The sequence below is a fragment of the Candidatus Marithrix sp. Canyon 246 genome (assembly GCF_001723685.1).
Lineage (GTDB): Bacteria > Pseudomonadota > Gammaproteobacteria > Beggiatoales > Beggiatoaceae > Marithrix.
On the sequence record NZ_MCBX01000044.1, the window covers coordinates 171,864 to 186,496 of the forward strand.

General features: G+C 36.0%; 18 protein-coding genes. 2 read left to right on the forward strand and 16 right to left on the reverse strand.

Going from position 1 to position 14,633, the window contains the following annotated elements:
• The first annotated feature begins 49 nt into the window (after nt 1-49).
• Nucleotides 50-1,423, forward strand: coding sequence for a serine/threonine-protein kinase (locus tag BHU68_RS16030; protein ID WP_069472291.1), 1,374 nt, complete (start codon nt 50-52; stop codon nt 1,421-1,423).
• Nucleotides 1,424-1,559: 136 nt separating this feature from the next.
• Nucleotides 1,560-1,904, forward strand: coding sequence for a hypothetical protein (locus BHU68_RS16035; RefSeq protein ID WP_069472292.1), 345 nt, complete (start codon nt 1,560-1,562; stop codon nt 1,902-1,904).
• A 470-nt stretch (nt 1,905-2,374) separates the two neighbouring features.
• Here the strand turns inward: BHU68_RS16035 and BHU68_RS16040 are convergent, their stop codons facing one another.
• The 16 genes from BHU68_RS16040 to BHU68_RS16115 form a co-directional block, all read right to left on the reverse strand.
• Entirely contained in the window at nt 2,375-2,683 is a 309-nt protein-coding gene (locus BHU68_RS16040; protein ID WP_069472293.1) for a pesticin C-terminus-like muramidase, read from the reverse strand.
• A 74-nt stretch (nt 2,684-2,757) separates the two neighbouring features.
• The gene (locus BHU68_RS16045; RefSeq protein ID WP_069472294.1) at nt 2,758-3,180 is read right to left on the reverse strand and encodes a hypothetical protein; all 423 of its coding nucleotides are present in this window, start codon (nt 3,178-3,180) and stop codon (nt 2,758-2,760) included.
• 66 nt (nt 3,181-3,246) lie between these two features.
• Nucleotides 3,247-3,558, reverse strand: a complete 312-nt coding sequence (locus tag BHU68_RS16050; RefSeq protein WP_069472295.1) for a hypothetical protein — start codon at nt 3,556-3,558, stop codon at nt 3,247-3,249.
• A gap of 611 nt (nt 3,559-4,169) precedes the next feature.
• A complete protein-coding gene (locus tag BHU68_RS16055) occupies nt 4,170-4,493 on the reverse strand; it encodes a pesticin C-terminus-like muramidase (protein ID WP_069472296.1) in 324 nt (107 codons plus the stop codon).
• A 207-nt stretch (nt 4,494-4,700) separates the two neighbouring features.
• Nucleotides 4,701-4,940 carry a hypothetical protein gene (locus tag BHU68_RS16060; protein WP_069472297.1) on the reverse strand — a complete coding sequence of 80 codons (240 nt, stop codon included), beginning with the start codon at nt 4,938-4,940 and terminating at the stop codon, nt 4,701-4,703.
• A gap of 8 nt (nt 4,941-4,948) precedes the next feature.
• Complete coding sequence (locus BHU68_RS16065; protein WP_141699536.1) at nt 4,949-5,470, reverse strand: hypothetical protein; 522 nt, start codon at nt 5,468-5,470, stop codon at nt 4,949-4,951.
• A 390-nt stretch (nt 5,471-5,860) separates the two neighbouring features.
• On the reverse strand, nt 5,861-6,157 hold the full coding sequence (locus tag BHU68_RS16070; RefSeq protein ID WP_069472299.1) for a hypothetical protein: 297 nt from the start codon (nt 6,155-6,157) through the stop codon (nt 5,861-5,863).
• Nucleotides 6,158-6,661: 504 nt separating this feature from the next.
• Nucleotides 6,662-7,213 (reverse strand): hypothetical protein, encoded by a 552-nt coding sequence (locus BHU68_RS16075; RefSeq protein ID WP_141699537.1) that lies wholly within the window; start codon nt 7,211-7,213, stop codon nt 6,662-6,664.
• Nucleotides 7,210-8,247 carry an AAA family ATPase gene (locus BHU68_RS16080; RefSeq protein WP_069472301.1) on the reverse strand — a complete coding sequence of 346 codons (1,038 nt, stop codon included), beginning with the start codon at nt 8,245-8,247 and terminating at the stop codon, nt 7,210-7,212. Before BHU68_RS16080 ends, BHU68_RS16075 begins: the two co-directional genes overlap by 4 nt.
• A 296-nt stretch (nt 8,248-8,543) precedes the next feature.
• Complete coding sequence (locus tag BHU68_RS16085) at nt 8,544-9,182, reverse strand: pesticin C-terminus-like muramidase (protein ID WP_069472302.1); 639 nt, start codon at nt 9,180-9,182, stop codon at nt 8,544-8,546.
• A 207-nt stretch (nt 9,183-9,389) separates the two neighbouring features.
• Nucleotides 9,390-9,629, reverse strand: a complete 240-nt coding sequence (locus BHU68_RS16090; protein WP_069472297.1) for a hypothetical protein — start codon at nt 9,627-9,629, stop codon at nt 9,390-9,392.
• A gap of 8 nt (nt 9,630-9,637) precedes the next feature.
• Entirely contained in the window at nt 9,638-10,159 is a 522-nt protein-coding gene (locus BHU68_RS16095; RefSeq protein ID WP_141699536.1) for a hypothetical protein, read from the reverse strand.
• 1,217 nt (nt 10,160-11,376) lie between these two features.
• Nucleotides 11,377-12,141: an ankyrin repeat domain-containing protein gene (locus BHU68_RS16100; RefSeq protein ID WP_083235022.1), complete on the reverse strand. Its 765-nt coding sequence runs from the start codon at nt 12,139-12,141 to the stop codon at nt 11,377-11,379.
• A gap of 68 nt (nt 12,142-12,209) precedes the next feature.
• Nucleotides 12,210-13,742, reverse strand: a complete 1,533-nt coding sequence (locus BHU68_RS16105) for an Mbeg1-like protein (RefSeq protein ID WP_069472303.1) — start codon at nt 13,740-13,742, stop codon at nt 12,210-12,212.
• A complete protein-coding gene (locus BHU68_RS16110; protein WP_069472304.1) occupies nt 13,739-14,098 on the reverse strand; it encodes a hypothetical protein in 360 nt (119 codons plus the stop codon). Before BHU68_RS16110 ends, BHU68_RS16105 begins: the two co-directional genes overlap by 4 nt.
• Entirely contained in the window at nt 14,082-14,633 is a 552-nt protein-coding gene (locus BHU68_RS16115) for a DUF4123 domain-containing protein (protein ID WP_069472305.1), read from the reverse strand. The genes BHU68_RS16110 and BHU68_RS16115 overlap by 17 nt, the downstream gene beginning before the upstream one ends.

Genomic DNA, 14,633 nt, shown 5'->3' on the forward strand with positions numbered 1-14,633 from the left:
AACAATTGAATTATCATGTATAGTATTATTCATGAGGAAATAATAATTTATGGACCAAGTAAATCACACAGACACTACTTTAATAAAAACATATCAGCCTAAACGACCAATTAATAATATCAAAGCCGGTATGCTTATAAAAGATAATTATCGCTTGATAGAACCTATTGGTAAAGGTAGTATGGGTGTGGTATGGAAAGCCATTAGCTTAATTCAGGAACAAGGTGAATCACGTAATCCTTATGTGGCAATCAAGTTTTTAAGTAGAAATTTCAAACAACATCCAGACGCGCTTAAAGCATTAGTACGTGAATTGGCTCGTTATCAAAAGCTAAATCATCCTAATATTGTTCGTGCTTATGAGTTAAATCGTATGGGCAATACCATTTTTATGGTAATGGAATACCTTGATGGCATTTCATTAAAACAGTTTATTAAAGCTAATCAGCATGGAATTCCGCTTGAAGATGCAAAACCGATTATTCAAAATCTAGGCAATGCACTTTCATACATTCATAAAGAGGGAATTGCCCATTTAGACTTTAAGCCAGATAATATCATTTATGATCCAAAACAAAAAACCATTAAAATAATTGACTTTGGAATTGCACGGCTAATCAATAAATCAGAACGCGAGAAAACTCTATATGATCCCGGCAATTTAAGTGCATATACAAAAGCTTATGCAAGTCGTGAAATGTTTTTGGATTTCGATCCAGCACCAAGTGATGATATTTATGCTTTAGCTTGTGTAACTTATGAATTATTATCAGGAAAACATCCTTTTAATAAAGAAACAGCTCTCAAAGCTGAAGCAAAACAAATGCTTGCCAAACCAATTAAAAAATTAAATAAAAACAAAGCAGTGTTACATGCTTTAGCCTTTAAAAGGCAAGATAGAACACCAACTGCGGATAAATTTTTGCTGGAACTGTTTCCAGCAAAAAAGAAGTCTTCTAAGAAATATACTGTTATTGCAAGTATAATTTTGATACTACTTTCTATCTTTGGAGAAATGGATATGAATCATATAGAAGCTTCTTCTAATGATCCAAAACCATTAAAAATCTCCCAAGCTGTAGTAGCAAAACCAGAAAAAATATCCAAAATAGAACCAATAAAACCTGCAAATAAAGCAAAAATAACGCGCTTACTACAACAATGCAAAAAGCATTTTGATGCCAAACGTTTTACTACTGGTAGTAAGGGAACTGCTTATCAACAAGTATTAAAGCTTGACTCAAACAATTCTGATGCTAAACTTGGCTTAAAAGCCATAGAAAAATTCTATATCAAAAAAATAAAACAAGCCATATACAGACAAGATAAAAAGCAAGCTCAAAACTTTTTATATTGCTTAGGCAAAGTGAATAATAATTCAGTCGAATTCTCTTACCTAAAATTGCGTTTGAAACATATGTAAGCACAAAGGGCAACCATAAAGGATTGCCCCTACTTTTATTCATAATGATAATATATGGTTCCATTGATAAGTAGGATTTGACAAGCGTTTTTTAATTTGGTAGCATTTAAACACAATCTATATATAGATAACTATAATGGCTACATTAAAATATGTTAATATTTTTGTTGATGTTGATGATACCTTTGTCCGTAGCTTTGGATCTAAGCGAATTCCAATACCTGCAACGATTGAACATCTAAAAACCCTCAAAAATCAAGGTGCTAATCTTTATTGTTGGAGTTCTGGTGGTGCTGATTACGCTCAAAAAAGCGCGGCAGAATTTTCCATTGCTGATATTTTTACGGCTTTTCTTCCTAAGCCACAAGTCATGATTGATGATCAAAATATCAATAATTGGAAAAGACTTATTCAAGTACACCCCTTTTCATGTACCCAGAAAACACTAGAAGACTATCAAATGGAGCTGAAAGGACAATGATTACTCAATAATTCTAATGGCCCGCACCAGCAATGTAGCGATGATTCCCATCCATTTTAATTTTTGAATAGCTGGCAGTGAGACAACATTTTGTGTGGTTTGTGTTAGTGAGTCAGAGAGTGCTTTCTTAATTTATTCTGGTGTTACTTCTTCTTTAATGGATTGCATATAAGCAAGGATGTAGTTGTATATTATAACAAAATTCATGATATTTGCTTTGGTCTAATAACCCCTTGATCTTCTTCATATGAAGCCATTGACTCGTAGGTTGGGCTGACGAAAGGAAGCCCAACTAAACATGGTAGAATTGTTGGGCTTACTGTCGTCAGCCCAACCTACTAATGTTTAATAACATCATGGTTGTTGCATCCTACGCTTGCCGCGTTGGCAACCCATCTGAGATTTTATTGCCTTGTCTCGTGAAGATTTGTTTTTGATTTTCTCCTCATATTGAAAAGATACTGATGCTATCACTGTTTGAGCTTCACTTGGCAGTGATTTTTTTTAACTGCTTTATCAATTATCTGGGCATCTGAATCTTCAATAATTAATGGATAGGTTTTTAGAAATTCTTCTGCTTCTGTCCTCTTTTTGCCCAAATAAGGTTTGAGTTTGTTGATTAAACTCTGAGGCAAGTTAAGTGCATTCAAATCATTCTCATTTTTTTGACCCAAATCAAACCCGCCACTCTGACTTGTATGAACGTCAGGGACGTATCCAATGGTTTGACGGCCTCCTTCTAGTTGACTAATAAAGTCATAATCAATTTTATCAGGCATTTCTTTACTTTCCTATTATCACTAAAGCCACATAAAACTACAGAAATTGCATATAAGCAAGAATAACTTTCTAATTAGTCTGATTCAGTAGAATAACCTATGAATGGACCAAAAAACACTTCACCCGATTTAACCATATCAAGCAATTCTTTTTGAGTCGGAAAATAATCTGCAAATTCTTTCCAAGCATGTTCTACAAATATGTTCCATTTATAAGCATCAAGCTCCCTAATATCATCATCTAGGATATCTACAAATATATAATTTTTATTTTTAAGCTTTTTTACTATCTTAGTCAAGGCAGACTCTACGTTTTCTGCACCTGAATAACAACTTACATAGGCACCCACCATATCTGATGGCATATCACAGTTTTTATTTGGTTTCACATTGATAGCGATTTCATATAGTGGATATTCATTTTCATCCACTCTATACACCGTCGATGTTTCCCGCTCATTATCGGGTGTTTTGGAATTGCAATTTTTATTATCCATTATTTTCTTTCTACTTTTTTCTTTTTGTGAAGATTCGCATTGTTCTTTCCACTTGGCATATTTGCATCATCTTTCCCTCCGGTCGTTAGGAACACTTTTCCAGTTGTAAGGATTACATATTGCTTTGGTAAATTCACTTAGAGTATTACTTGCTACATGTTTTTGTAAGAATTGTCTAGTCTTTGGTGTATAATCTCCTCTATATCGTAAGTCAATCAAAATGTCTTGTATTGTAGAATTAAGCTTTTCCCAAGGAGTATATCCATATTTTTCCTGGACATCTGTCTTCGCATTAATTCTTTTAACATCATCTTTGTTTTCTTTATAGACAACATCAAATAGTTTATTTTTTTGATCTTCTGTAAATGCTATTTCCACATAAAACTACATTGATTGCATATAAGCAAGGATGTAGTTGTATTTTATAACAATATATCTGATATTTGCTTGGATCGAATAAGCCAGTGTAGGCTAGTTACAAGTCCAAAGACCTGACAGGCACACAAAGTCACTAAGTATCAGACCTGACAGGTTTTAAAAACCTGTCAGGTCTAAAACCCGGCATGGTTGATTATATACTCATTAATCTCAAGCCCCACCATTCTCCTTACTCAACCCCAACAACTTTCTCGTTCATTTGCTTTTACTAGCTATGTTAATCTTGGACGCTATTCATATTCACTAAAACCACATAAAACTACAGGGATTGCATGTAAGCAAGGATGTAGTTGTATATCATATGAAGCCATTGACTCGTAGGTTGGGCTGACGAAAGGAAGCCCAACTAAACATGGTAGAATTGTTGGGCTTACTTCGCTTCGCTACGTGACTTCGTATCCTGTCGTCAGCCCAACCTACTAATGTTTAATAACATCATGGTTGTTGCATCCTACGCTTGCCGCGTTGGCAACCCATCTGAGATTTTATTGCCTTGTCTCGTGAAGATTTGTTTTTGATTTTCTCCTCATATTGAAAAGATACTGATGCTATCACTGTTTGAGCTTCACTTGGCAGTGATTTTTTTTAACTGCTTTATCAATTATCTGGGCATCTGAATCTTCAATAATTAATGGATAGGTTTTTAGAAATTCTTCTGCTTCTGTCCTCTTTTTGCCCAAATAAGGTTTGAGTTTGTCGATTAAACTCTGAGGCAAGTTAAGTGCATTCAAGTCGTACTCATTTCTTTGACCCAAATCAAACCCGGTTGCTATGGTAACGCCACTCTTACTTGTATTAGCGCCAGGGACGTATCCAGTGGTTTGACGGCCTCCTTCTAGTTGACTAATAAAGTCATAATCAATTTTATCAGGCATTTCTTTACTTTCCTATTATCACTAAAGCCACATAAAACTACATAGATTGCATATAAGCAAGGATGTAGTTGTATTTTATAACAATATACCTGATATTTGCTTGGCTAGTCAGTGTAGGGCTTTTTCTTCTCCGCAAAATCGTGAAACTTATCACTGATTGCTTAATTGCCCTACGCACCTTTATTTGTGCCACGCCATCTATGCTTGCTAGGCGAAGGATTCATTCAAAAGTTCTAAATATTCTTGGGGCATTAACTCATCGGGGAGTTCGGCTTCAAGTGGTAATCCATCATCCCATCCAGTTTTTATCAAATATAGAAGCAAGCCATTGTAATCTATTATAATTTCTTTAGCTATTTCTGGATTATCATCTTTGTATCGAGACCATCTTCCCACTAGATGAACTAAAACAGTTCTAATATGTTGTATATCTTCATCTTTTAGCATAATATAACCTATTTATTAACTTTGGTGACACATTTTTCTATCATTGCTGAAATATAGTCCTCTAAAAAACCATTTTCATGAGGTAAATTAACCCCACATTTTCCCCAAAACGTAGCACAATTGTAAATGTTTGGTGGAAAAGGCACATCTTCTTTTGGTAGCCTATAGAGAGATCCTATACCCATATTTTTAATTTCTTCAAGGATATTAAGGTATATTTGTGTTTCTACTAGAACAGTTAAATTATATAATTCCAGTTTTTTTCTTTTTGGTTTATTATAGAAACCTCTGGCTACTTTTTCAAAAAGTTCTGTATCATCTGTCAATTGTCCCGGCACTGCTTCCCTGTTTCTTACTTTATTGTACATATCTGCCAAATCCATGTCTTTGGTAATAATAGGACCAAAACCATATATTTTATTTCCATCTACGGACAATCCAACATGCCCAGTAGCTATTAAAGGTTGATCTGAGGATGCTAATCGTCTATTACCTTGGAAGGCATAAATTTCTACTTTTTTTTGGTTCAACACGTTTTTCGCATTTATCAATGGGCAACTTTTACTAGGGTGTGTCCTACACTGGCTGCACCTGTCCTACGCTCACTGTCTTGGTAATTTTTTATAGCTTCTCCTCTCCAGCATTCCGAACCATTAAAAATTCTAAATTTGGCAAGGTATAAAGTCCTCTACCTATTTTAGTTGACTGAGATATTCACGATGAATATTATATTCATTCAAATCACGTGGACGAAGAATCCCTTTTTCTCTCGCAAGAGATTTAATTAGACTGTATTTTTGAGATTTTTTTGACATAATATCGGTAATTATAATTAAATACCTAGATTTTGTCAAAATCAAGATTCACTAAAGCCACATAAAACTACAGGGATTGCATATAAGCAAGGATGTAGTTGTATTTTATAACAATATACCTGATATTTGCTTGGCTCGAATAACTCCTTGATCTTCTTCAGAAAGACCTTGTTCTTCATCAAACGGATCCATTGATAAGTAGTAATCACCGTCGGTTGTAGGGAATAATTTATAGCGTTCTAAATAATAAAACGCGCTTGTATCATCGTAATAAAAGGCAAATTCTTTTATATCATGAAATTCTAGTCGGAGTTTTTCTTTATAACTTCCTTGTCTTGGTTCAAAATCCAATTGAACAGCAAAACTACCTGATGGTTCGGTTGAAAAATTCATACCAGTCATTTTTGCGTCCAATAAGGCGTTATTTTCTTTAAGTTCCTTTATTAAGGTTCTTGCGTCTTTTTCCTTTTTTGCTATGTGACATATTTTGGTTTCTTTCAGTGTTGCACAGTTTTTTTCTTTCGGAAACTTATCTTCAGCTTTTTTATCTGAATTGGTTTTAGGTTAATCTTGGACGCTATTAAGATTCACTAAAGCCACATAAAACTACAGGGATTGCATATAGGCAAGGATGTAGTTGTATATTATAGACTTTCAGAAAAATCAAAACTATCAAACCTGACAGGTTTAGCTCGTCAGCCCAACCTACTCATGTTTAAGCAGCACTCCAAACCTATCGTTTATACACTACACGGGCTAGTTACTGACCACGCTGGATTTCAACAATATGGTTTCGATCAAAATCGATCTTCACAGTTAGATCGCCACCAGTTACAATTGTATCTGGCTCTGGTTGAGGCTCGAAATACACAAAGCAGTGATTGTTTTCTACCCATGTGGAGAGCTTCATGTTTCTTCTTCTATCTCCTCAATAGGTAGCAGGTTATGCTTTATCACCGTGAGATGATCGACTAAGGATACATATCTAATATTAAATAAAGCTACTCTGCCACGCAATCTGTCATTCAATCTATACCTAAGTGCATCTATTTCGTCCTTAAACATAGTTACATCAATTTTTAGAATAAAAAACAGTTTTAATTTTAATTGTTCTGGATGTTCTGGAAATTGTTGAACTGGTAGTGGCAAACACGCTGAAAACTCTTGTCCTTTGCCAGTTTTTGCCCAACAGCTTGCCAACATAAGTAAACTATCAGTTGCCTTATCCACCAGATTATCAAGTAAATGGTTTGGTAAGCGTTCTTCTGTGGTTAAATGAGCATAGTCTTTTATTTCTATTAGCCACAAGCGATTTTGCTCTTTTTGCCACCAACCAAAATCCATTTCTTTAAGTTTTTGCCCACTGAGCTTTTTATAGACTTCACAATCTTGAAAACGAAAATGCTCCCCTTTAGGCAGATTCAATTTCAAACCAGATTCAATATAAGCTGTCATCATTCAAAATCCAATAGCACATTTTGTTCATAAAGTTCAAGAGAAACATCTATAATTGGATTTGATGGCATTCCATCTTGTAGGTTGTATATGTTAGGTATTACTCCGTTTTTATCAGTACGAGAAAGGGAACATAAGCCGATTGATTCATTATGTTTTCTAGCTAACCATTCAAAGCGTCTAAGTACGAAATAACTATGGGTAGCTAAATAAATTGAAATACCCATTGATGCCATAATAAATAGCGTATCAACTAAGGCAATTATTAATTTTGGATGTAGATTAGTTTCAGGTTCATCTATAAATAAAATAGTGCCTTGTTTAAGAAGACGATTACGAATCAAGCTACTCAAGATACCTATTTTCTTAATACCTTCGGCGGTTTGAGACATTCCATATTGTTCATGCGCTCGCTTAAAAATAAAGCTTTGTTTATCAACCAATATTTTACCTTCTATCATTTTATCCAGTTTTAAGGCTAATGCTTGCAAATCAGGTTGAATTTGCCCCTTTGTCATGGGTAAACGTAGTGCTTTGATTAGATCATAATAGGTATCATCAAAACCAGCAATTTCTAATTGTTCACGAGTTGCTGCAATGGCATCAAATGTGGTCAAAATTTCTTTGGCTGGAATAAATAAGGCGTTGAATTCTGGAAATTGGCAGTTTAATTCGCTGAAATTTGAAATTGTAGTCGTGTTTTCTTTTCCAAGTGTGAAATAGAGATTTTCATTGAAAAAATTGGCTTCTACTTTCAGTTTGGATTCACTTTGACTAATAAGCGTGTTGAGTTCCCAATTAGTGGGTTGAAATGTCCACAGTAATTTATTGGCAAGTCTATCTCCCCAAGATTCTGATTGGAATTGTCCTTTGCGTTTGTTGTATTGCTCAATACTACGGGCGATCACATAAAGCGTCTTTAAAAGATGTGTTTTACCAGTGTCATTTTCGCCAATAATTAGGTTAAGAGATTTATGTGGTTGCCATTCCAGTTTTCGGAAGACTGCCAAGTTTTCTAAGGTAATTTGAGTAAACATTTATGAAATAAATAATTATTTATATATTAGGTGATAGCTTTAGTCGGTTTTTTTATTCCACATAAAACTACATAGATTGCATATAAGCAAGGATGTAGTTGTATATTATAACAAAATTCCTGATATTTGCTTGGCTCGAATAACTCCTTGATCTTCTTCATATGGAGCCATTGAATCGTAGGTTGGGCTGACGAAAGGAAGCCCAACTAAGCATGGTTAGAATTGTTGGGCTTACTTCGCTTCGCTACGTGACTTCGTATCCTGTCGTCAGCCCAACCTACTAATGTTTAATAACATCATGGTTGTTGCATCCTACGCTTGCCGCGTTGGCTGCCCATCTGAGATTTTATTGCCTTGTCTCGTGAAGATTTGTTTTTGATTTTCTCCAATAATTTAGCTTCTTTCTTACGCCTAGTAGGATATTGATCACCAAAATTTCTCAGTTCATGAATAGCTATCATCCAATTTTGAGATGATACTGCTTTCCAAAACTTTGGGGTACGAGTATTTAAATTAACTCCATATTGAAAAGAAACTGATGCTATCACTGTTTGAGCTTCACTTGGCAGATTAAAGAAAGCTAGTTTTTTCTTGTTGTGAGGAGAAGCGGAGTATTTAATATTTAATTTTTGGGTATGATTTTTTTTAACTGCTTTATCAATTATCTGGGCATATGAATCTTCAATAATTAATGGATATGTTTTTAGAAATTCTTCTGCTTCTGTCCTCTTTTTGCCCAAATAAGGTTTGAGTTTGTCGATTAAACTCTGAGGCAAGTTAAGTGCATTCAAGTCGTACTCATTTCTTTGACCCAAATCAAACCCGGTTGCTATGGTAACGCCACTCTTACTTGTATTAGCGCCAGGGACGTATCCAGTGGTTTGACGGCCTCCTTCTAGTTGACTAATAAAGTCATAATCAATTTTATCAGACATTTCTTTACTTTCCTATTATCACTAAAGCCACATAAAACTACATAGATTGCATATAAGCAAGGATGTAGTTGTATTTTATAACAATATACCTGATATTTGCTTGGCTAGTCAGTGTAGGGCTTTTTCTTCTCCGCAAAATCGTGAAACTTATCACTGATTGCTTAATTGCCCTACGCACCTTTATTTGTGCCACGCCATCTATGCTTGCTAGGCGAAGGATTCATTCAAAAGTTCTAAATATTCTTGGGGCATTAACTCATCGGGGAGTTCGGCTTCAAGTGGTAATCCATCATCCCATCCAGTTTTTATCAAATATAGAAGCAAGCCATTGTAATCTATTATAATTTCTTTAGCTATTTCTGGATTATCATCTTTGTATCGAGACCATCTTCCCACTAGATGAACTAAAACAGTTCTAATATGTTGTATATCTTCATCTTTTAGCATAATATAACCTATTTATTAACTTTGGTGACACATTTTTCTATCATTGCTGAAATATAGTCCTCTAAAAAACCATTTTCATGAGGTAAATTAACCCCACATTTTCCCCAAAACGTAGCACAATTGTAAATGTTTGGTGGAAAAGGCACATCTTCTTTTGGTAGCCTATAGAGAGATCCTATACCCATATTTTTAATTTCTTCAAGGATATTAAGGTATATTTGTGTTTCTACTAGAACAGTTAAATTATATAATTCCAGTTTTTTTCTTTTTGGTTTATTATAGAAACCTCTGGCTACTTTTTCAAAAAGTTCTGTATCATCTGTCAATTGTCCCGGCACTGCTTCCCTGTTTCTTACTTTATTGTACATATCTGCCAAATCCATGTCTTTGGTAATAATAGGACCAAAACCATATATTTTATTTCCATCTACGGACAATCCAACATGCCCAGTAGCTATTAAAGGTTGATCTGAGGATGCTAATCGTCTATTACCTTGGAAGGCATAAATTTCTACTTTTTTTTGGTTCAACACGTTTTTCGCATTTATCAATGGGCAACTTTTACTAGGGTGTGTCCTACACTGGCTGCACCTGTCCTACGCTCACTGTCTTGGTAATTTTTTATAGCTTCTCCTCTCCAGCATTCCGAACCATTAAAAATTCTAAATTTGGCAAGGTATAAAGTCCTCTACCTATTTTAGTTGACTGAGATATTCACGATGAATATTATATTCATTCAAATCACGTGGACGAAGAATCCCTTTTTCTCTCGCAAGAGATTTAATTAGACTGTATTTTTGAGATTTTTTTGACATAATATCGGTAATTATAATTAAATACCTAGATTTTGTCAAAATCAAGATTCACTAAAGCCACATAAAACTACAGGGATTGCATATAAGCAAGGATGTAGTTGTATTTTATAACAATATACCTGATATTTGCTTGGCTCGAATAACTCCTTGATCTTCTTCATATGGAGCCATTGATAAATAGCTCGTAGGTTGGGCTGACGAAAGGAAGCCCAACTAAGCATGGTAGAATTGTTGGGCTTACTCAACTTTGCTGCGTGACTGCGTATCCTTTCGTCAGCCCAACCTACTCATGTTTAAGCAGCAAGCTATTGAATAAAAATTATTTTACATAGCCAAACACCGCCTTGGAATAAATTCAAGGTCCCTACGGGATAAAGTCTGCTAAAGCAGACTAATTTATGAACCAGTGTAGGGTGTATAAGCAAAGCGTCATACACCGATTAGGTTTTGGTGTAGTTTGGAGTCCAAACATTAAATTCAACACATGATGATGGTTGTACGTGGAACCCCTACGCTTGCTACACATATTTATTAAAATATGTGCGTAAAATTAAACATAATTTTCAATCTTTTTTTTAGCCCCCACTTTTATAGCACAATTTATTTTACTCTGACCCCAATTATTTTTGTAATTATAATTAAATACCTAGATTTTGTCAAAATCAAGATTCACTAAAGCCACATAAAACTACATAGATTGCATATAAGCAAGGATGTAGTTGTATATTATAACAATATACCTGATATGGGTTTTTCTATCATAACTCATTGATATTACCTATAAAGTATATTATATTCTTCATAAATATCCATTTTTTATAGTTCCCACGCTCCAGCGTGGTAACGCATGTCTCCGAGTACCAACAAAAACACTTGACGCTGGAGCGTCTGTACATGCGTTACCACGCCGGAGCGTGGGAACGATAAAACGCCTAGTGGGGCTTGCGTAGTTCCCATGGTCTCTGCACTGGAAATTTGACACCACGATCTTCTAGCATCTGACGAACTTTTTGTTGCCACTTATAATTTGATGATTCTGGATCGATACTACGTTTCTGAACAATGAATGCAACAGTTCCGCTTGTGGCATCCATGATATTAAAATTCGCACCGCGCTCTATCAAATAAGCCACTTGCTCAAATTGATTCAGGCTTGCCGCTCTATAAATAGCTGTTTCTCCTGACTTATTAGTCAGATCAATATCCGCCCCTTTGTCAAGCAATAGTCTCATATTTTCCCAACGTCTTTGTCCGATGGCTATGAACAATGCGGGCTCACCAAGATGCTCTTTTATATTCGGATCAGCACCACCTTCGAGTAAAATTATTAAGAATTCTAAATCTTCGGCACCTGCTGCTAGACTGGCAGCAGAAGCGCCATTAGGTGCGATATAATTTGGATTCGCGCCAAGTTCTAAAAGAGCTTGCATGCCCTGTTTGTTTTGTGTTCCTAGTGCCCACATGAGTGGTGTCATGCCTTCTTCACCAGCATGATTGACATTAACGCCGGCTTTTGTCAGTTCTCGAATTGTTTTGAGATCACCACGCGCTACTGCCTGAGCGAGTTCTAATACTTCAGACTCTTTAAAAAAATCGTTTGCATTCATCTTATTGACTCTTACTCCCTTGTTGCATGCAACCAATATAAGTAATGCACTTATTGATAAGCCAAAATATATCAGAATATTCCAATTCATGCTTAAAAAGTGCCTTTTAAAATAAAAATAGGATAGGCTGATAATAACTGACGTATCGGAGGATGTGTTTATGGTGCACGTTTAAGTCTAGTTATGGCACTGTTTTCTTGAGCACTTGTCCATCCAGCCTCTAAGTTTTTTATGAGTCTATCCTTTGTGGACTTGGGTAGCTTCGCCAACTGTTCGTTTGATAAAGAGTTAACTATATCCAAAGCTCTGTCATCTCTATTTGCCCAATCAGTCGCATCAAGAGCGTCTTCTAGTAATGTTCCATCCGTGTCGGGGTTATAGCTTTTATAAGCTCTTTTCAGCAGACTCGTTTCTTCATCACTTGTCCAGCCTTCTTCCAACTCTTTGATCAATCTATTTTTTGTGGAAGTCGGTAAATGATAAAATTGCTCATCTGATAAAGAATTGATTATCTCTCTTGCTTTGTTGTCTCTAGCAAAAAAGTTAGCGACATTATCAATCAAGGGTATGTCGGTTACTTTTCCAGTCCTATCAAGCGATGCTTTTATTGGCGTATTGATTGTTTCTATATCATCCATTTTCTGTTTTTCTAAAGCGTTAATAATGTAATTCATCCCATGTCTATCAATGGTTCCAGCTTCCCACAACCACTGAGAGTAACCTTGCTTATCTACAGCAGGAAGCTTGTGAGATTGACCAACCGCCTCATAAATTGGCAGTACCTTCTGTACTGTTGTCAATATTTCACCCTTAACATAAAAAGCATCTATAATGTTATCCCCATCAGAACGCTTTTTACCAAAGTCTTTTATTGAATTTGGATGAAGTCCCGCAGCATTAAAGCTATAACCTTTTGTATCCGTGACTATGCTCGCAGCAGATGTCAATCCGCCGCCCAAGGAATGACCAGCGATCTCAAAATCATCATAAACATTGTCAACAGCTTCAGCTAATTGAATCGCTTGATCATATTGTGTTGATTTAAATCCTAATAGTTGTTGAAAATTGTTTTTCCAACCAGGAGCGTTATCAGTACCTCGATAGACCAATACCACACTACCATCAATTTCAGATTTGTAAAGTGCCGCACGAAATCCAGAATCAGGGTCTTCCCATGTCTTACCTTGCAATTCGGGCGGTAGAGGATTAGGTTCTTCCCCTAAACGCTTCCAACCCACTGGCGGTCCCCCAGGAGCGCCCGAATCACGATAAATATCATCAGCGAGTTTCGCCCTTTCCACGGCGCGGTTATTCAATTCTAAGCGTTGGACTGCGGCCTCCATTTCCTCCCTCAACCCACCTGTGAATTGTCCCGTTTTATTTTTACCTTTTTCAATTATTTTCTTTCTTTCCTCAAGCCGTTTCTTTTTGGCTTCCAATTCCTGAAACGGTGAAACCGTTGGACAAATACTAACAAGAGCGCCTACTTTTTTCTGTTGACTAGGTTTGGCACTTTCAAGCTCACCCCCATGCTTTACATACAAATCCATCCACTCCTGACGCAGGGCTGCCTGCTTAGGACCAGTAACACTCAGCGGTTTACCCTTCAACTCAGGATGTTTGGCATAAAATTCAGCATTAGCCTTTTTAACGCTTGCTTTATTTAAAGGTCTTTTAGCTCGTCCGCTCATATCAAACCCCTTACCATTTCTAGTTCACGCTCATCAATTACATCCATTTTAGTGGTGCCATCCAACTCTTTAGCGTGAAGGATTTCACTAGCCCAAGCAGTGTTTGGATTCGTCTCAAAGTTTTGATCGTACATAACCATAAATTCAAGATAGCGTCGGACATCATCCTCAAGTGTTATCTGGTATTGCTCCGCTTGCTTGATACCCTTTTGGATAAGAACACGTAGTTCCCCCTCAGATATTTCTCTTGTTTCATCAGGAAAATTATTATTTAGATGAACAACCATGCTATTTTCAAACGGTTTGAGCATCGCTTGGCTAAAAACATCCATTTGTTCTTCACGAATTGTCAACATAATCACGATATCCGAGTTGGTATTCGTTTATTTCAATCCGACCATCACCCTTACTAAATTCCAACAACATCCCCCCATCTTCACTTTCCGCCATATAGCTACCAACTTCCCCAAAAAATTGCATGATTTCTTGAAAATTACAAGTAGGCAAAAACATTCTCAATACTCGTGGGTCATAAAATCTAAAAAATAGTTCTTCACCTTCTGGATCTTTTACTTTTAAAAATTGCCGAAGGTGTTCAAATAGTTCTTCTAGTTCCATTTCTGCACTAATAAAAATTCCCCAGCTTTTGCCCCAACCTTCGTCTAGCATCCAAGCTAATAAACGTGATTCCATTTCTACTTTAACTAGATATGGGGCAACGTCAATTAGTTCTGCTTGTGGTGTGTCAAAAAATAGGGATATATATTCTGGATCATCTTCTAGCTCGAATAGTTGTGCTGGTATTTCTTCTACACATGCAGCATCTAATATTATGTATAGTTGTTTGTCTTGGGCGAAGCTTGTTTGGTATAGTATTTCTCTAATATTCAT